The 16,008-nt window shown below is 53.1% G+C and carries 18 protein-coding genes; 9 read left to right on the plus strand and 9 right to left on the minus strand.

The window, feature by feature from the left end:
- The first annotated feature begins 565 nt into the window (after window positions 1-565).
- From csgB to ymdB, 5 genes are all read left to right on the plus strand, one after another.
- Entirely contained in the window at window positions 566-1,021 is a 456-nt protein-coding gene (gene csgB / locus UR289_RS03725; RefSeq protein ID WP_320709170.1) for a curli minor subunit CsgB, read from the plus strand.
- A 41-nt stretch (window positions 1,022-1,062) separates the two neighbouring features.
- Window positions 1,063-1,515 (plus strand): curli major subunit CsgA, encoded by a 453-nt coding sequence (gene csgA / locus UR289_RS03730; protein WP_033145184.1) that lies wholly within the window; start codon window positions 1,063-1,065, stop codon window positions 1,513-1,515.
- A gap of 61 nt (window positions 1,516-1,576) precedes the next feature.
- A complete protein-coding gene (gene csgC / locus UR289_RS03735; RefSeq protein WP_320709171.1) occupies window positions 1,577-1,909 on the plus strand; it encodes a curli assembly chaperone CsgC in 333 nt (110 codons plus the stop codon).
- A gap of 164 nt (window positions 1,910-2,073) precedes the next feature.
- Window positions 2,074-2,394, plus strand: a complete 321-nt coding sequence (locus tag UR289_RS03740) for a type 1 fimbrial protein (RefSeq protein WP_033145186.1) — start codon at window positions 2,074-2,076, stop codon at window positions 2,392-2,394.
- 106 nt (window positions 2,395-2,500) lie between these two features.
- Window positions 2,501-3,043 carry an O-acetyl-ADP-ribose deacetylase gene (gene ymdB / locus UR289_RS03745; protein ID WP_023311113.1) on the plus strand — a complete coding sequence of 181 codons (543 nt, stop codon included), beginning with the start codon at window positions 2,501-2,503 and terminating at the stop codon, window positions 3,041-3,043.
- A gap of 33 nt (window positions 3,044-3,076) precedes the next feature.
- Here ymdB and mdoC read toward each other — a convergent pair whose 3' ends face one another.
- Window positions 3,077-4,216 carry a glucans biosynthesis protein MdoC gene (mdoC, locus tag UR289_RS03750; RefSeq protein ID WP_039261736.1) on the minus strand — a complete coding sequence of 380 codons (1,140 nt, stop codon included), beginning with the start codon at window positions 4,214-4,216 and terminating at the stop codon, window positions 3,077-3,079.
- Window positions 4,217-4,470: 254 nt separating this feature from the next.
- Here mdoC and mdoG point away from each other — a divergent pair, with 254 nt between their 5' ends.
- The 3 genes from mdoG to UR289_RS03765 all read left to right on the plus strand — a co-directional run bounded on the left by mdoG (window position 4,471) and on the right by UR289_RS03765 (window position 8,857).
- Entirely contained in the window at window positions 4,471-6,024 is a 1,554-nt protein-coding gene (gene mdoG / locus UR289_RS03755) for a glucans biosynthesis protein MdoG (protein WP_021240787.1), read from the plus strand.
- Entirely contained in the window at window positions 6,017-8,545 is a 2,529-nt protein-coding gene (gene mdoH, locus UR289_RS03760) for a glucans biosynthesis glucosyltransferase MdoH (RefSeq protein WP_023311116.1), read from the plus strand. The genes mdoG and mdoH overlap by 8 nt, the downstream gene beginning before the upstream one ends.
- An 84-nt stretch (window positions 8,546-8,629) precedes the next feature.
- Window positions 8,630-8,857 (plus strand): YceK/YidQ family lipoprotein, encoded by a 228-nt coding sequence (locus UR289_RS03765; protein ID WP_033145189.1) that lies wholly within the window; start codon window positions 8,630-8,632, stop codon window positions 8,855-8,857.
- A 6-nt stretch (window positions 8,858-8,863) separates the two neighbouring features.
- Here the strand turns inward: UR289_RS03765 and UR289_RS03770 are convergent, their stop codons facing one another.
- The 3 genes from UR289_RS03770 to UR289_RS03780 form a co-directional block, all read right to left on the minus strand.
- Window positions 8,864-9,238, minus strand: a complete 375-nt coding sequence (locus tag UR289_RS03770; protein ID WP_023311118.1) for a MysB family protein — start codon at window positions 9,236-9,238, stop codon at window positions 8,864-8,866.
- Between the two features lie 97 nt (window positions 9,239-9,335).
- Entirely contained in the window at window positions 9,336-10,553 is a 1,218-nt protein-coding gene (gene mdtG, locus UR289_RS03775) for a multidrug efflux MFS transporter MdtG (RefSeq protein ID WP_320709172.1), read from the minus strand.
- Window positions 10,554-10,693: 140 nt separating this feature from the next.
- Window positions 10,694-11,620: a Kdo(2)-lipid IV(A) acyltransferase gene (locus tag UR289_RS03780; RefSeq protein ID WP_023311120.1), complete on the minus strand. Its 927-nt coding sequence runs from the start codon at window positions 11,618-11,620 to the stop codon at window positions 10,694-10,696.
- Window positions 11,621-11,841: 221 nt separating this feature from the next.
- Between UR289_RS03780 and UR289_RS03785 the strand changes: the two genes are divergently transcribed.
- Window positions 11,842-12,891: a rhodanese-related sulfurtransferase gene (locus UR289_RS03785; RefSeq protein ID WP_320709173.1), complete on the plus strand. Its 1,050-nt coding sequence runs from the start codon at window positions 11,842-11,844 to the stop codon at window positions 12,889-12,891.
- A 41-nt stretch (window positions 12,892-12,932) separates the two neighbouring features.
- On the opposite strand, the gene UR289_RS03790 is transcribed toward UR289_RS03785, so the two are convergent.
- From UR289_RS03790 to bssS, 5 genes are all read right to left on the minus strand, one after another.
- Window positions 12,933-13,511: a YceI family protein gene (locus UR289_RS03790; RefSeq protein ID WP_320709174.1), complete on the minus strand. Its 579-nt coding sequence runs from the start codon at window positions 13,509-13,511 to the stop codon at window positions 12,933-12,935.
- A gap of 1 nt (window position 13,512) precedes the next feature.
- Complete coding sequence (locus UR289_RS03795) at window positions 13,513-14,079, minus strand: cytochrome b (RefSeq protein WP_039262157.1); 567 nt, start codon at window positions 14,077-14,079, stop codon at window positions 13,513-13,515.
- Window positions 14,080-14,286: 207 nt separating this feature from the next.
- Window positions 14,287-14,400 carry a YceO family protein gene (locus UR289_RS03800; RefSeq protein ID WP_064672270.1) on the minus strand — a complete coding sequence of 38 codons (114 nt, stop codon included), beginning with the start codon at window positions 14,398-14,400 and terminating at the stop codon, window positions 14,287-14,289.
- 59 nt (window positions 14,401-14,459) lie between these two features.
- Entirely contained in the window at window positions 14,460-15,578 is a 1,119-nt protein-coding gene (gene solA / locus UR289_RS03805; RefSeq protein ID WP_064672271.1) for an N-methyl-L-tryptophan oxidase, read from the minus strand.
- 116 nt (window positions 15,579-15,694) lie between these two features.
- On the minus strand, window positions 15,695-15,949 hold the full coding sequence (gene bssS / locus UR289_RS03810; protein WP_008500827.1) for a biofilm formation regulator BssS: 255 nt from the start codon (window positions 15,947-15,949) through the stop codon (window positions 15,695-15,697).
- Window positions 15,950-16,008 lie beyond the last annotated feature (59 nt).

Here is a 16,008-nt window from a genome sequence, read left to right on the forward strand (position 1 = left end):
AGAATGTAAAAATCAATATTAATTTGTGAAAACTGCTTGTTGTTAATGGTAATAATTGATGAAAAAGTTGTACATATAAATAGATGTGCACAGATTTTAAAAATCATACAAATATTTTTATATGATTGATTTTTGAGGTTATTTGTTATTTTTACGCAGCAGTAATTAAGTATGAGTTTCAGATTATTTCTAAGCCCATGAATGGGCTGCTGCCTGGCTTAAGAAAACAGGCGTCGTGTCACGCACTGAGAAAAATCATCTCCAGCCGTTACGTTTAAACAACGCGGGATGACGCCTGGACAGCCTTCATCCCGTTGTACAACCCGATCGCAAGACCTGCTTAATAAAAAATATAAGCTGACCTGATTAAAGTGATTTTTGATGTAAATTACGACTTTGTGGTGAGCCGATAAATAAAAATAAGCCGCGCGGGTGAGATATTTAAAATGTTTCAGCGGACATACTCTTCACCGTAACGACGCGTTAACACAATACGAGTCGTTTTAACAAGTAGCATTGTTATAGGGTTATGGCGTGATTAAATAGCCAGGTCCAGGGTGACAACATGAAAAACACATCGTTAATTATGATGTTTACATTACTGGGTGCGCCTGGATTTGTAACCGCAGCGAATTCAGATTTGGCAAATGCTGAATATAACTTTGCGGTTAACGAATTAAGTCTTTCATCACTCAATCAGGCAGCCATTATTGGTCAACGGGGCGTTTTCAATAACGCTGACGTTAGCCAGGACGGTTCAAGACTCTTATCCATTGTATCTCAGGATGGGGCGGGTAACAGAGCGAGAGTTGATCAATCAGGGAGTTACAATTTAGCCTGGATCGATCAGAGCGGTAACGGGAATGATGCAGGTATTACGCAAGATGGATACGGTAATAGCGCGAAAATTATCCAGAAAGGGTCGGGTAATAGAGCAAATATTACGCAGTACGGTACGCAGAAAACCGCAGTTGTAGTGCAGAAACAGTCGCAAATGGCGATTAACGTTATTCAACATTAGCGCGTTCGCGACGACTTTAATCAATCCGATGGGGGTTTACCATGAAATTTATCAAAGTGGCAGCACTTGCAGCAATCGTAGTTTCTGGTAGTGCTATGGCGGGTTCTATTAATCAGGGCGGATGGGGTCATGGACATGGTCATGGTGGAAACAGTGGCCCAAATTCAACTCTGAATATTTATCAGAACGGTGGCGGTAACTCCGCGGTTGCCCTGCAGACAGACGCCAGAAATTCCGTCCTGAATATTAGCCAGACCGGCGGCTTTAACGGTGCTGACGTTGGTCAGGGCTCTGATGACAGTAAAATCAACCTGACCCAGAAAGGTTTTGGCAACAGTGCGACACTTGATCAGTGGAACAGTAAAAAATCCGTTATGAACGTTAGCCAGTCCGGCGGCTTTAACGGTGCACTCGTAGACCAGACTGCGTCCAACTCGACTGTTAACGTTACCCAGATCGGTTTTGGTAACCACGCGTCAGCTCATCAGTACTGATACTGAAATCTGTGCTACAAAAAAACAGGGCATCAGCCCTGTTTTTTTTCGGGAGTTCATCATGAATACCTTAATTCTACTCGCCGCGCTTTCCAGCCAGATAACCTTCAAAACGTCACAGCAGGAAAATATGACCACCATTGTTCCTCAGGTCACTCTGGCGCAGTCGTGTGATTGTCAGGTTCAGATTGTTTCTGTGCGAGAAGGGCAGGGGGGACAAAGTTCTTCCCGGCAGCAAAACACACTTTTTATACCCGCTAATCAGACGATTGATTTAATGCGCCTGAGTTTAAATATTAATGCGGGAGACATGGTAAAAATCGTTGTCACCGTTTCAGACGGTAAATCGCTGCATTTATCACAACAGTGGTCGCCAGCGGAACGCTCGCTCTAAACGTTCATGAAATCAATAGGTTGGGAATGTGGCGGGTCTGTGCCGTTGAGCTATGCTGATATCAGGGACCAGGTCGTTATGTTCCGTAACGTGAAACTTCGTTTGCAATAATAAATGAAGCGCGTTTACCCCTCATGGACGATTTTCATTGAGGAGTACCTATAATGAACAACTATTTTGCTCGACTCATGGCAGGTCTGGGTCTGGTCGTTTCTGCTTTGAGTATCCCGGCTTATTCGGCCACGGTTGTTGACGGCGGTGTCATTCATTTTCGCGGTGCCATTGTCGCCGACCCCTGTGAAGTCACTCCCCAGAAGCAACAGTTTGCCATGTCATGTCCAGATAATAACCGTATGCAAACGCGTATGGTCAGCTATGAAGAGGCGCTTAACGGGAAAGTGAGCGACTCAAACGTGGCAACGCTCAATATGAAATACCTTAATCCTGAAAAAACGCTCGCGGTTGTCGAAATCCAGTATCGCTAATGCGCGCTCTCCCGCCCTGCGATGGATGAGGATTTTTTCTGATAGTTTTTTCTCCCGGTCTCCTCTGCGATACACTTAAGAAAATGGCGGGTTGCAGAGGGGCTTTATGAAACCGCAAATTGAAATTATTCATGGCGATATTACGACAGTGCACGTCGACGTTATCGTCAATGCGGCCAATCCATCCCTGATGGGGGGAGGCGGCGTGGACGGGGCTATCCACCGGGCTGCCGGACCGCAGCTGCTGGAAGCCTGTAAAACCGTGCGGCAACAGCAGGGCGAATGTCCTCCCGGTCACGCGGTGATTACGCTGGCGGGCAATCTGCCTGCGAGAGCGGTAATTCACGCGGTAGGGCCGGTCTGGCATGGCGGGGACCAGCACGAAGCGAGTATTCTGGAAGAGGCTTACCGGAACTGTCTGCGACTGGCCGCCGACAACGGTTATAAAACGATGGCGTTTCCGGCCATCAGCACCGGCGTGTATGGTTACCCTAAGGCCGCTGCCGCAACGATCGCCGTAGAAACCGTTTACCGCTATTTGTCGCTAAAACCGCTGCCAGAGAAGGTGATTTTTGTCTGTTTCGACGACGACACCACGCATCTTTATCAGCGGCTTCTGACTCAGCGCAGACAAGAGCTGGAGAGCTGATGCAAACGCGGCGCATCTGATGCGCCGCGTGATTTATGAGGCTTTTGCCTGCGGTTTTCCTGAAAAGAGGAAGCGCAGGAGCGGGATCCGCAGATGGATTTCGTAGAGTACGATTGCCACCCCTACAACAAACACCAGCCCGGTAAAGAAGCCCAGCGTGTTGGAGGCGATGTGCGGTGTGATGTAAGCCCCGAAGAAAAGCGTCAACGGGTGATGCACCAGATAGATAAACAGTGACGCATTAACGAAGTAGGTCACGCGGCTGGACTTAAAGTTCAGCAAGCGGTGGCCCAGCGCGAATACCACGTTCACCATCCACAGCCCCAGCAGCATAGTGATCACGCTTTCCGTTTCATACATCCAGGCGTCGCCGCTGCCGTAGCGTTGATTCAGCAGATAGGCCGCGAACGCGAGGCTTGCCCCCAGCGCGCACCACGGTGACGGGGTGACAAACAGCGATTTAAGCTTCGGATGAATAAAAGCCAGCGCGCCGATTAAAAAGAACGGAATGTAGAACAGGGACTGCATTACTACAAAATTAAATAACCCGTCGCTCAAAATCGGCGGATAGACGATAAGCAGCGTCCGTCGCACGGCGGCATAGGCAATCCCCAACAGCAAGAAGAGCACAGACAGTTTGCCCATCGTAACGTTGGCGAAGAAGGTGTCGGCTTTTGTACTCAGACGGTGGCGCAGGCGGCTGAAAATCAACAGGCTCACCGTTGTGAGTACCACCAGCACCAGCAGGAACCACAGGTGAGACACCAGCTCCCAGACCAGCGTATTGTACTTTTCATACAGCGTAAGGTTCGGCCAGTTCTCCGCTTTGCCTTTGACGTATTGCAACATAATGAACTGAGGCAGCGTCAGCAGTGGAATTGCGGTCAGCATGGGGATCCCCACGCGCTCTACGCGCACTTTCCACCAGCGCTTGAGCGGGTATCGCAGAAACAGCATGTAAGAAAAATAGCCGGATATGACGAAGAACACCTGCATACGAAAGGCGTGAATAAAGTCATTAAACAGCGTCAGCCACCAGGAGGGCATCTGGCTATTCACATGCCAGGTGTGGCTGGAGTAAATCAGCGAAATGTGAAAGGGGATCCCCAGTAGCATCAGCCAGGCCCTGATCGAGTCGAGGAAATATTCACGTTCTGTTGGTGTTGTGCTCATATAACGTTGTGCATTCTCAGACTTTTCGTCTTATCCCTAAGACTCATAATGGTTACATTCGAAGCCAACCCTACACCAAGACCGACACCCTGTCTCCAGGATAAGCACGCAAAGTGAATAGCGGGTTCTTTCATTTGCTTATTCCATGAGCCAGCAGCTGAACAAAGCAGTGATAATGTTGTCGGATTGCCTGAGTTTCCATTAAAATGGATCGGATCGATATAAGCACACAAAGGGGGAAGTGCTTACTTATTATGAAACATAAACCACAGATGATGAAAATGCGTTGGTTGGGTGCTGCAGTGGTGTTATCACTGTATACCTCATCGGCACTGGCCTTTAACATCGACGATGTCGCAAAACAGGCAAAATCGATGGCAGGCAAGAGCTACGAAGCGCCGAAAAGTAACTTGCCCTCCGTTTTCCGCGACATGAAGTATGCGGACTATCAGCAGATCCAGTTCAATCACGACAAAGCGTACTGGAGCAATATTAAAACCCCGTTCAAGCTTGAATTTTATCATCAGGGTATGTACTTCGACACGCCTGTTGCCATCAATGAAGTGACGGCAACCGCGGTACGTAAGATCAAGTACAGCCCGGATTACTTCAATTTTGGCAATGTGCAACACGACAAAGATACGGTGAAAGACCTGGGCTTCGCAGGCTTTAAGGTGCTTTACCCAATCAACAGCAAAGATAAAAACGACGAAATCGTCAGCATGCTTGGAGCCAGCTATTTCCGCGTTATCGGCGCGGGGCAGGTTTACGGGCTTTCTGCGCGTGGTCTGGCTATTGATACCGCGCTGCCATCAGGTGAAGAGTTCCCGCGTTTCCGTGAGTTCTGGATTGAACGTCCAAAGCCAACGGATAAGCGTCTGACCATTTATGCGCTGCTGGATTCCCCGCGTGCAACCGGTGCCTATCGCTTTGTAATTATGCCGGGTCGTGACACGGTAGTTGACGTGCAGTCCAAGGTTTACCTGCGTGATAAAGTGGGCAAACTGGGCGTTGCGCCACTGACCAGTATGTTCCTGTTTGGGCCGAACCAGCCGTCACCGGCTACCAACTTCCGTCCGGAACTGCACGACTCCAACGGTCTGTCTATTCATGCCGGCAACGGTGAGTGGATCTGGCGTCCGCTGAATAACCCGAAACATCTGGCGGTTAGCAGCTTCGCAATGGAAAACCCGCAAGGTTTTGGCCTGCTGCAGCGTGGTCGTCAGTTCTCCCGCTTTGAAGATTTGGACGATCGCTATGACCAGCGTCCAAGCGCCTGGGTCACGCCAAACGGTGACTGGGGTAAAGGCAAGGTCGAGCTGGTAGAAATTCCAACCAACGACGAAACCAACGATAACATCGTCGCTTACTGGACGCCGGATCAGCTGCCGGAAGCCGGTAAAGAGATGAACTTCAAGTACACCATTACCTTCAGCCGCGACGAAGATAAGCTGCATGCGCCGGATAACGCGTATGTAATGCAGACTCGTCGCTCAACGGGTGATGTGAAGCAGTCTAATCTTATCCGTCAGCCTGACGGTACCGTGGCGTTTGTCGTGGACTTCACAGGCCAGGATATGAAGAAACTGTCGCCGGACACCGCCGTTGCCGCTCAGGCCAGCATCGGTGATAACGGTGAGATCGTTGAGAATACCGTGCGTTACAACCCGGTAACCAAAGGCTGGCGTCTGACCCTGCGCGTGAAAGTGAAAGATCCGAAACAGACCACTGAAATGCGTGCTGCGCTGGTCAGTAACGATCAGCCGCTGAGTGAAACCTGGAGCTATCAGCTACCTGCCAATGAATAATACATCTGAATATATTGATGCCATGCCGCTGACGGATATCGAAAAAGCGGCACTGCCAAAGAGCGACATCCGCGCGGTTCACACCGCGCTGGATGGTGAACATCATACGTTTTCCCGTGATGATGATACGCCGCTCGGGTCAGTCAAGGCGCGTCTGGAGCAGGCCTGGCCGGACTCGCTGGCGGAAGGGCAGTTGATTAAAGACGATGAAGGACGCGATCAGCTTCAGGCGATGCCGAAGGCTACGCGTTCCTCTATGTTCCCCGATCCATGGCGCACCAACCCGGTGGGTCGCTTCTGGGATCGCCTGCGCGGGCGTGATGTGACGCCGCGCTATCTGTCGCGCCTGACGAAAGAAGAGCAGGCGTCCGAACAGAAATGGCGTACCGTCGGGACAATCCGTCGCTATATCCTGCTGCTTCTGACGCTGGCGCAGACGGTCGTCGCGACCTGGTACATGAAAACTATCCTGCCTTACCAGGGCTGGGCGTTTATCAACCCGACGGACATGATGGGCCAGGATCTCTGGGTCTCCTTCATGCAGCTGCTGCCGTATATCCTGCAGAGCGGCATTCTCCTGCTGTTCGCGGTCCTCTTCTGCTGGGTCTCGGCCGGTTTCTGGACCGCGCTGATGGGCTTCCTGCAATTGCTGATGGGGCGTGACAAATACAGCATTTCGGCGTCAACGGTCGGGGATGAACCCCTTAATCCCGAGCACCGTACCGCGCTGATTATGCCTATCTGTAACGAGGACGTTGACCGCGTATTTGCGGGCCTGCGTGCGACCTGGGAGTCCGTGAAGGCGACCGGCAACGCGGAGCATTTCGACGTTTACATCCTGAGCGACAGCTACAACCCGGATATCTGCGTGGCGGAACAAAAAGCGTGGATGGAGCTGATTGCAGAAGTGCAGGGCGAAGGCCAGATCTTCTACCGTCGCCGCCGTCGTCGCGTGAAGCGTAAAAGCGGCAACATCGATGACTTCTGCCGTCGCTGGGGTAACCAGTACAGCTACATGGTGGTGCTGGATGCTGACTCCGTCATGAGCGGAGACTGCCTGAGCGGTCTGGTGCGTCTGATGGAAGCCAACCCTAACGCCGGTATCATTCAGTCCTCGCCAAAAGCGTCCGGAATGGACACCCTTTATGCGCGCTGCCAGCAGTTCGCCACCCGTGTTTACGGGCCGCTGTTTACGGCCGGTCTGCACTTCTGGCAGCTGGGTGAGTCGCACTACTGGGGCCACAACGCCATTATCCGCGTGAAGCCGTTCATTGAACACTGTGCGCTGGCGCCGCTGCCGGGTGAGGGTTCGTTTGCCGGTTCTATTCTGTCGCATGACTTCGTAGAAGCGGCGCTGATGCGTCGTGCTGGCTGGGGCGTCTGGATTGCCTACGACCTGCCGGGATCGTACGAAGAGCTGCCGCCGAACCTGCTGGACGAGCTTAAGCGTGACCGCCGCTGGTGTCACGGTAACCTGATGAACTTCCGCCTGTTCCTGGTAAAAGGGATGCACCCGGTTCACCGCGCGGTGTTCCTGACGGGCGTGATGTCTTATCTCTCCGCACCGCTGTGGTTTATGTTCCTGGCGCTGTCGACTGCCTTACAGGTGGTTCATGCCCTGACGGAGCCGCAATACTTCCTGCAACCGCGGCAGCTGTTCCCGGTGTGGCCGCAGTGGCGTCCGGAGCTGGCGATTGCGCTGTTTGCCTCCACCATGGTGCTGCTGTTCCTGCCTAAGCTGCTCAGCATCATCCTGATCTGGTGCAAAGGCTCGAAAGAGTACGGCGGTTTCTTCCGCGTGACCCTTTCACTGCTGCTGGAAGTGCTGTTCTCCGTCCTGCTGGCGCCGGTACGTATGCTGTTCCACACCGTGTTTGTGGTCAGTGCGTTCCTGGGCTGGGAAGTGGTCTGGAACTCACCGCAGCGTGACGACGACTCCACGCCGTGGGGTGAAGCCTTTATGCGCCACGGTTCTCAGCTGCTGCTGGGTCTGGTGTGGGCGGCCGGGATGGCGTGGCTGGATCTGCGCTTCCTGTTCTGGCTGGCGCCGATTGTCTTCTCGCTGATCCTGTCGCCGTTTGTGTCCGTGATTTCCAGCCGTTCAACGGTGGGGCTGCGAACCAAACGCTGGAAGCTGTTCCTGATCCCGGAAGAGTATTCCCCGCCGCAGGTGCTGGTGGATACCGATCGTTACCTGGAACAGAACCGCAGTCGCTCGCTGGATGACGGCTTCATGCACGCCGTGTTTAACCCGTCATTCAACGCCCTGGCGACGGCAATGGCGACCGCGCGTCACCGCGCCAGCCAGGTGCTGGAGATTGCCCGCGATCGTCACGTTGAGCAGGCGCTTAACGAGACCCCGGAAAAACTCAACCGCGACCGTCGTCTGGTGCTGTTGAGCGACCCGGTGACAATGGCGCGTCTTCACTACCGCGTGTGGTCCGCTCCGGAGAAATACTCTTCGTGGGTGAACTACTATAAGGACGTGAAGCTGAATCCGCTCGCTCTGAAGGCGAAGTAAGCAGTTAAGTAAGGCGGGTTAGCGAAGCGCCACCCGCCAGATAAAATACCGGCTTAATCGCCGGTATTTTTTTAGAGGTTAAAGATGAGAATAATCATCGTCGTTATGGTGGCATGCCTGCTCAGCGGCTGCGGCAGTATCATCAGTCGCACCATTCCAGGGCAGGGCCACGGAAATCAGTATTACCCGGGCGTGAAATGGGATCTTCGTGATTCCGCGTGGCGCTACCTGACCGTGCTCGATCTGCCGTTCTCGCTGATTTTCGACACGCTGTTGCTGCCGATCGACGCCAGCCACGGCCCTTACGAATAGCGTAAATTAACGCTCGTCCCACTCGTCGGCTGCGGTTTGACCTTCTTCCGTATCCAGCGGCGGCTCGAGTTGAAACTCACCCTCATCCCACTCGTGCAGGGTGTTCTCTTCCAGCCATTCCTGCCGAAGTTCGATTTCGTCATAGTCGCCATCAAAGACGGCCTGCGCACCTTCACCGCTTAATATCGGCAAACATTCCCCTTCTTCACCTTCATCGGCAAAGAATTCGGCCTGCCACATAATATCCCCATCCTGCAGAACGTATTTTTGGATATTAAGCTGTTGCACGTCAGCATCTTCTTCTTCAACGCCGGGGTTGTCGGCGAGGAACTCTTCACGAGCGGCATCAATAGCTTCTTCCAGCGTGGCGTACATGGTCATTGGTGTCTCCCTGTTTTCCAGAAGGTTTCAGGGAAAGAATAGCTGAATATAAGATTCTGCAAGTATGAATGCGAAAATAAGCTGTGAGGCGTTCGTCTTATCCCGTCACGGGCCGTAGCGCGCGGGATAAACTGAACCACGAATAAATGGCATTGAACAACACGACGCCCGCCGTCACGATAAAGACGGCGCGAAAACCGAAGCTGGCGGAAATCCCGGCCCCGAGCAGCGGTCCAGTGACGTTACCGATATCGCGAAATGACTGGTTATAGCTGAAAATACGCCCGGCGATCTGGTTCGTGGAGTTGTAGACCAGCAGGGTCTGTACGGCGGGCAGCAGCGCGCCGTCGGCGGCACCCAGCAAAAAACGCAGGACGCCCAGCTGCCATGGCGTTTGCACCATCGACATCGGGATAAGCAGCAGGACGGAGATCACCAGCGCGCAGATCAGGATTTTCTCGGGACCAACGCGGTCTCCCAGTTTACCCAGCCTCGGGGCGCTCAGCAGCGCCGCCACGCCGGGCACGGAGGCAATCAGCCCGCTGATGAACGCAATATTGCTAACGTTACCCGCCAGGTCGCGAACGTATAGCGTCAGAATAGGGGCAATCGACCCGGTGGCTACCTGAATAATCAGGGTTGTCACGAACAGGCTCAGCACCAGTCTGGGATTTTTGAGCGAGGTCAGCACCTCTCTGGCGTGGAGCATCTCTTTTTTGGCGACAGGCGTGAAGTTTTCCCGGATACAGAGCAGGGTGACGATGAAGCACAGGAACAACACGCTGGCGGTGATAAAGAAAACCGGCCGCAGGCCGTAGTTGTCCGCCAGTAATCCACCGGCCAGCGGTCCAAGCAGAGCACCGCTCACGCCGCCGGTAGAGAGCGTCCCGAGCGCCCAGCCGCTCTTATGGCGGGGGATTTGCGTGGCTATCAGGGCATTCGCGTTGGGAATAAATCCTCCCAGCAGGCCCAGCAGCGCGCGCAGGATCAGAAACTGCCAGACGTTCTGCGCCACGCCCATAAGCGCCATGATAATGGCCATCCCCAGCGCCGAACGCAGCAGCATGATTTTACGTCCCTTGCGGTCGGCAAGGCCGCCCCAGAAGGGCGAGGCCATCGCGGAGAAGAGAAACGTGATGCTGAATACCAGACCGGACCACATATTGAGCGCGCTGTGGCCCGTTACGCCAAGCTGTTCGACGTAGAGCGGCAGGAAGGGCATGACCAGGCTAAAGGCCGCGCCGGTAAGAAAACAGCCAAGCCACGCAACCGCGAGGTTACGCTTCCAGTTTATGGGGGCATCTGAGGGTGACATAACTATCCGCATAATGAGGTGCAGAGCACCTGAAGCATAAAGTAATAAGCCTGCTAATTATGCGCCTGGGTTATGATTGCCGCAATGATGAGGAGCTTTTAAAGCTAAAACGGCATGCGGCCCTGAGGACCGCATGAGGATTAATAGCGGGAAGGCGTGCCTTGTGGCCTCGTTTTAAAACGGCGGTGCAGCCACATATACTGCTCGGGCGCCAGCATGATGCACTTTTCCACAACGCTGTTCATCCAGCGTGCGGTGGTTTCCGCATCGTCGAGCGGCGGCGCGAGTTCCGGCTCCAGCATCATCAGCTCGTAGCCTGAACCATCCGGCTTACGGCGGGGAACAAAAGGCACGATGGCGGCTTTGGACATGCGCGCCAGCATCCAGGTACCGGTCGTTGTGGCGGCCTCTTCAACGGCGAAGAAGGGAACAAATACGCTGGCCTGTGGGCCATAGTCGTGGTCGGGGGCATACCAGACCACTTCACCGGATTTCAGCGCGCGGATCATCCCCTTCAGATCCTTACGGTCGATCATGCTTTTGTTGGAGCGCATGCGGCCGTTGGTCTGGATTAAATCGATGACCGGGTTATCGTTAGGACGATAAACGCCAATGCCCGGCGCCTGCATGCCGAACATGCGCGCCCCGATTTCCAGCGTCAGGAAATGGACGCCGATCAGCAAAACGCCCGTCTGGTTGGCCTGAAGCGTATGCACAGGCTCCATGCCGGTTCCCGTCACCTCGCTCCAGCGGGCCATGCGTTTGTCCGGCCAGAACCACGCCATGCCGGTCTCCATAAGCCCCATCCCGACGGATTCGAAATTCTTCGCGACCATATCGTGACGCTCTGGCTCGCTCATCTGCGGAAAACAGAGCTCAAGATTGCGGTACGCGATTCTGGCGCGACGCTTCATAAACAGTTGCGCGAAGCGGCCCAGAAATTTACCCAACCGAAAAATAACAGGGTAGGGAAGCTGTACCAGAAGCCATAAAAAGCCGATGCCAAGCCAGGTCAACCAATAGCGGGGATGCAAAAGGGCGGCAGTAAATTTTGGTAACTGGGTCATGTCTTTCCTGTGTTCAAACGTCCTGTTTTGCTAGTGTCTCATTTTTTGAGACATAGCCAAAATATCTGCTTTCGAAGCGTGCACGAATACAGCAATTGTTAAGCCTGATTAATCAGGGTGTGTGAAATGTAGCGTAAATTGTGGGGATGTAAATTGGTTTTGTTTGCTATATGATGCCGACCGATTTTTCATTCTCTCTAACGATTCCAGGACTGTACACCATGCCAGTGTTACACAACCGCGTGTCGAATGAGATGTTAAGAGCGCGTATGTTGGCTGAAAGCGAACCGCGCACAACCATCTCTTTCTATAAATACTTCACGATCGACGATCCGCAGGCGACCCGCGATGCGCTTTATCAGGCGTTTACGGCCCTGAACGTCTTCGGCCGCGTCTACCTTGCCCGTGAAGGCATCAACGCGCAAATTAGTGTACCGGAAAGCAAAGTCAGCGCCTTCCGCGAGTGTCTTTATCAGTTCGATCCGGCCCTCGACGGCTTACGCCTGAACATTGCCCTGGACGATGACGGGAAATCCTTCTGGGTGCTGCGCATGAAGGTGCGTGAACGCATCGTGGCGGACGGTATCGACGATCCTGAGTTTAACGCGGCGGATGTCGGTGAATATCTTAAGGCTGCGGAAGTGAATGCGATGCTTGACGATCCGGATGCCGTGTTCATTGATATGCGTAACCACTATGAATACGAAGTGGGGCATTTCGAGAACGCGATGGAAATCCCGGCCGATACCTTCCGCGAGCAACTGCCCAAGGCGGTTGAGATGATGCAGGAACATAAAGATAAAAAGATCGTTATGTACTGCACCGGCGGTATCCGCTGTGAGAAAGCCAGCGCGTGGATGAAGCACAACGGCTTTAATAAGGTCTGGCATATTGAAGGCGGCATTATCGAGTACGCCCGCCGCGCCCGCGAGCAGGGTTTACCGGTGCGCTTTATCGGGAAAAACTTTGTCTTTGACGAGCGTATGGGTGAGCGTATCTCGGAAGACGTTATTGCCCAGTGCCACCAGTGCGGCGCACCGTGCGATACCCACACCAACTGCAAAAACGACGGGTGTCATCTGCTGTTCATTCAGTGCCCGGCCTGTGCCGAGAAGTTTAACGGCTGCTGTAGCGAACTGTGCAGCGAAGAGAGCATCCTGCCGGAAGAAGAGCAGCGTCTCCGTCGCGCAGGACGTGAAAACGGCAACAAGATTTTTAATAAATCACGCGGCCGTCTGAATACCAAACTGGGTATCCCTGACCCGGAATGATAATAACGCCCGGCACGGCGAAAGCCTTCCGGGCGAATCTATTATGATTTCTGCTGTACGCCTTCAACGGAAATAATCAGCTCAACGTCCTGAGACGCCGGGCCTAAATCCGTTGTGATATTAAAATCTTTCAGGTGAATTTTACCCGCCGCTTCAAAACCTGCGCGTTTACCGCCCCACGGATCGTCACCCTGACCCAGTAATTTAGCTTCCAGCGTGACCGGTTTTGTTACGCCGTTAAGCGTCAGGTTGCCGGTAATATTCAGTTTATCACCCTCTTTTTTCACTTCCGTGGAGGTGAAGGTCGCCTGTGGGTATTTCCCGACATTGAGGAATTCTCCGCTGCGCAGATGTTTATCACGTTCAGCATGATTAGTATCCACGCTGTTGGTATTAATGGTTACGTTGACCTTATCGGCGGCAGGATTCTTCTCGTCAAAGGTGAATGTGCCGTCAAAATCTTTAAAGGTACCGTACAGCCAGCTGTATCCCAGGTGCTGAATACGGAAATTGACGAAAGCGTGCTGGCCCTCCTTATCAATTTTATAATCAGCCGCCACGGCGGAACCGGCGGTGAATAACAGAGAACCCAGGGCGATGCCCAGCAGGTGTTTTTTCATTTCATGCTCCAGAGTCAACTGACGAGCGGCCAAGCATGCGCTTTAGCGTATCGTCTTTATCAATAAAATGGTGTTTGAGGGCGGCAAGCCCGTGCAGCACGGACAGGATCACGACGCTCCACGCAAGCCAGAGGTGAACGACCCCGGCGGTGTCAGCCTGAGCGCCCGCATCACTGAGCGTTGCCGGGACGTCAAAAAGGCCAAAGACGCTAATCGGCTTACCGTCCGCCGTTGAGATAAGATAGCCGCTGATCAGAATGGCGAAGAGCAGCGCATAGAGCGCGATATGCGCGGCGACTGCACTGACGCGGGTAAATTTGCCGTGGGTCTTCGCCGCGGCGGGCGGCGGGGAAATATGTCGCCAGATCACGCGAAAAACCAGACCCAGCATCAGGAGAACGCCAATGCTTTTATGTAACTCCGGTGCCTGGTGATACCAGCCGTCGTAATAGCTGAGCGTGACCATCCAGAGTCCAAGGCCAAACATACCGTAGACGGCAATAGCAAATATCCAGTGCAAACCTATGGATATTATTCCGTAGCGCCGGGAGGTGTTACGCAGTTGCATCAGAATGTCCATTTTCGTATTAACCGAAGGGTAAAAATGAACGGGAAGATGTGACATTGCAACTGAAATAATTGTCTATTGATTTGTATTTTATTTATTTCAGCAATTTTGAAAGGAAAGGGCGAAGGTAATTCAATGTCTTCGTGCAAGAGGAATTGAGAGTTTCAATAAAGCTAAATTAATGTCAATTATTGTCAGTCAGGGTTTTCAATAAAATACAATGTAAACAAAATCAATAATAGCCAGCAGCGACCACAATAAGATATAGAGCATGAAATGCTCGCGAATATTATTCATCAGAAAGCTAACGATCCTGCGCATAATGCCCCGTAATGCAGTGTGAATAAAACGGGCCCCGGTACCTCCAGAGCCCGTGCGGATTATCCGTTAAAACGCGAGAGCGAGAAGGGCGTCAGATCAAACTGCGGTTTGATACCCTGGGCGAACTGCGCGGCGATCTCGCCCAGCACGGAAGCGAATTTAAAGCCGTGACCGCTCAGCCCGGTAATCAGCAGGACGTTGTCATGCCCTGGCAGGGTATCAATGATGAAGTCTTCATCCGGCGTGTTGTCGTAGGTACAGGCCGCGCCATACAGCAAGCCACCGACGCCCGGAAGGATAGTACGCAGGAACGAGAAGGCTTCCGAACCATCCTGTGGATAGGCGCCAAAAGGCTTACGCTCTTCAGGGGAGGCGATCGCCTGGCCACCGTTGTGTTTACCGATTTTCAGCGCGTCTTTCTCGGAAGGGAAACCGTAGAACTGATCGCCATTCGGCAATTCGCCGGTGAAGGCCGGGAATTTATTCTGCGCGCTGTAGCGACCATCCGACTGGAACCAGGAGAAGACCTTCCGCACCGGCTGGATTGGCAGTTCCGGCAGCAGGCGAGTGACCCAGGTTCCGGCGCTGACGAGCAGGCGGGACGCTGAATAGTCGCCGTCAAAAGTCGTTACCGTGACGCCATTCTCGTCATGGGTGATGGCCTCCACCGGACAGTTAAACAGCTGCGCACAGCCGGCCTTAGCGGCAAGATCGATCCAGGTTTTGATTGCCGTTTCACAATGCAGCACGCCGGAGTGGGCTTCAAAGAGGCCGATGTAATCGTCCGGGACGGTAATTTCAGGCCAGCGCGCGGTAATGCCCGTTGCGTCCAGCTTCTCAACATCCAGATTAAAGGCTTTTGCGCTGCGCTCGACGCCGGCGAGAAAATCAGAATGAGCAGGGCCAAGGTTGATGACGCCGGTACGCTCGAAAATACGCTCTTCGGTCTGTGTCGCCAGTTCATCCCACAGCGTCTGGGCGCGAAGCACCAGCGGCACATAGCGCTCGCCTTCTCCATACGCATGGCGCATGAGGCGGGTATCGCCATGATGGCTGCCCTCCGAATGAGGAGGAAGGTGGGCATCGATCATCAGGACCTTCAGACCTGCCTGTGTTGCGTAATAACCGGCAGCGGAACCCACGGAGCCGCTACCAATAATGATTAAGTCGTATCTCATATGCATCTCGTAAACTGATGTTTTGTTAGCAGAGTAATTAACAACGCGGGGTTAGACAAGGGAGAAATAAATAAGGCACCGCGAGGGTGCCTGTAGAGAGAAAAGTGGGCATAAGCTTAGTGCCGTTTATACTCATTTTCCTGATAGTCGCCAGATTCTATTTTTGCAATACCTGCCTCTAAAATAGAAATAAACTGACGGGCGACGTCTGTTGTTAGCCACAGCGTCTGTCCAACTTCCGCTTCTTCACGGTTGAGTTGATTCGGGGTCTGGTAGTGCAAACGCAGCATCAGCGCATCGTAGCTATCTACGGTACTGATATCCCAGCCAACCAGTGGATGGGTCTGGATCACTTCACTATTCTTTTCCATTATAACCCCCTTAATGCGTGTTAGAAGACAACGGCTCTGAGGTTCAATGCATGTTTTTC

Origin of the sequence: Enterobacter sp. 302C9 (assembly GCF_034106085.1) — a bacterium.
Lineage (GTDB): Bacteria > Pseudomonadota > Gammaproteobacteria > Enterobacterales > Enterobacteriaceae > Enterobacter > Enterobacter asburiae_B.

What these genes read in the sequence shown, in the direction of transcription:
- csgB (WP_320709170.1), top strand. Translation starts at nt 566, where the DNA reads ATGAAAAACACATCGTTAATTATGATGTTTACATTACTGGGTGCGCCT.
- csgA (WP_033145184.1), top strand. Translation starts at nt 1,063, where the DNA reads ATGAAATTTATCAAAGTGGCAGCACTTGCAGCAATCGTAGTTTCTGGT.
- csgC (WP_320709171.1), top strand. Translation starts at nt 1,577, where the DNA reads ATGAATACCTTAATTCTACTCGCCGCGCTTTCCAGCCAGATAACCTTC.
- UR289_RS03740 (WP_033145186.1), top strand. Translation starts at nt 2,074, where the DNA reads ATGAACAACTATTTTGCTCGACTCATGGCAGGTCTGGGTCTGGTCGTT.
- ymdB (WP_023311113.1), top strand. Translation starts at nt 2,501, where the DNA reads ATGAAACCGCAAATTGAAATTATTCATGGCGATATTACGACAGTGCAC.
- mdoC (WP_039261736.1), bottom strand. Translation starts at nt 4,216, where the DNA reads ATGAGCACAACACCAACAGAACGTGAATATTTCCTCGACTCGATCAGG.
- mdoG (WP_021240787.1), top strand. Translation starts at nt 4,471, where the DNA reads ATGAAACATAAACCACAGATGATGAAAATGCGTTGGTTGGGTGCTGCA.
- mdoH (WP_023311116.1), top strand. Translation starts at nt 6,017, where the DNA reads ATGAATAATACATCTGAATATATTGATGCCATGCCGCTGACGGATATC.
- UR289_RS03765 (WP_033145189.1), top strand. Translation starts at nt 8,630, where the DNA reads ATGAGAATAATCATCGTCGTTATGGTGGCATGCCTGCTCAGCGGCTGC.
- UR289_RS03770 (WP_023311118.1), bottom strand. Translation starts at nt 9,238, where the DNA reads ATGACCATGTACGCCACGCTGGAAGAAGCTATTGATGCCGCTCGTGAA.
- mdtG (WP_320709172.1), bottom strand. Translation starts at nt 10,553, where the DNA reads ATGTCACCCTCAGATGCCCCCATAAACTGGAAGCGTAACCTCGCGGTT.
- UR289_RS03780 (WP_023311120.1), bottom strand. Translation starts at nt 11,620, where the DNA reads ATGACCCAGTTACCAAAATTTACTGCCGCCCTTTTGCATCCCCGCTAT.
- UR289_RS03785 (WP_320709173.1), top strand. Translation starts at nt 11,842, where the DNA reads ATGCCAGTGTTACACAACCGCGTGTCGAATGAGATGTTAAGAGCGCGT.
- UR289_RS03790 (WP_320709174.1), bottom strand. Translation starts at nt 13,511, where the DNA reads ATGAAAAAACACCTGCTGGGCATCGCCCTGGGTTCTCTGTTATTCACC.
- UR289_RS03795 (WP_039262157.1), bottom strand. Translation starts at nt 14,079, where the DNA reads ATGCAACTGCGTAACACCTCCCGGCGCTACGGAATAATATCCATAGGT.
- UR289_RS03800 (WP_064672270.1), bottom strand. Translation starts at nt 14,400, where the DNA reads ATGCGCAGGATCGTTAGCTTTCTGATGAATAATATTCGCGAGCATTTC.
- solA (WP_064672271.1), bottom strand. Translation starts at nt 15,578, where the DNA reads ATGAGATACGACTTAATCATTATTGGTAGCGGCTCCGTGGGTTCCGCT.
- bssS (WP_008500827.1), bottom strand. Translation starts at nt 15,949, where the DNA reads ATGGAAAAGAATAGTGAAGTGATCCAGACCCATCCACTGGTTGGCTGG.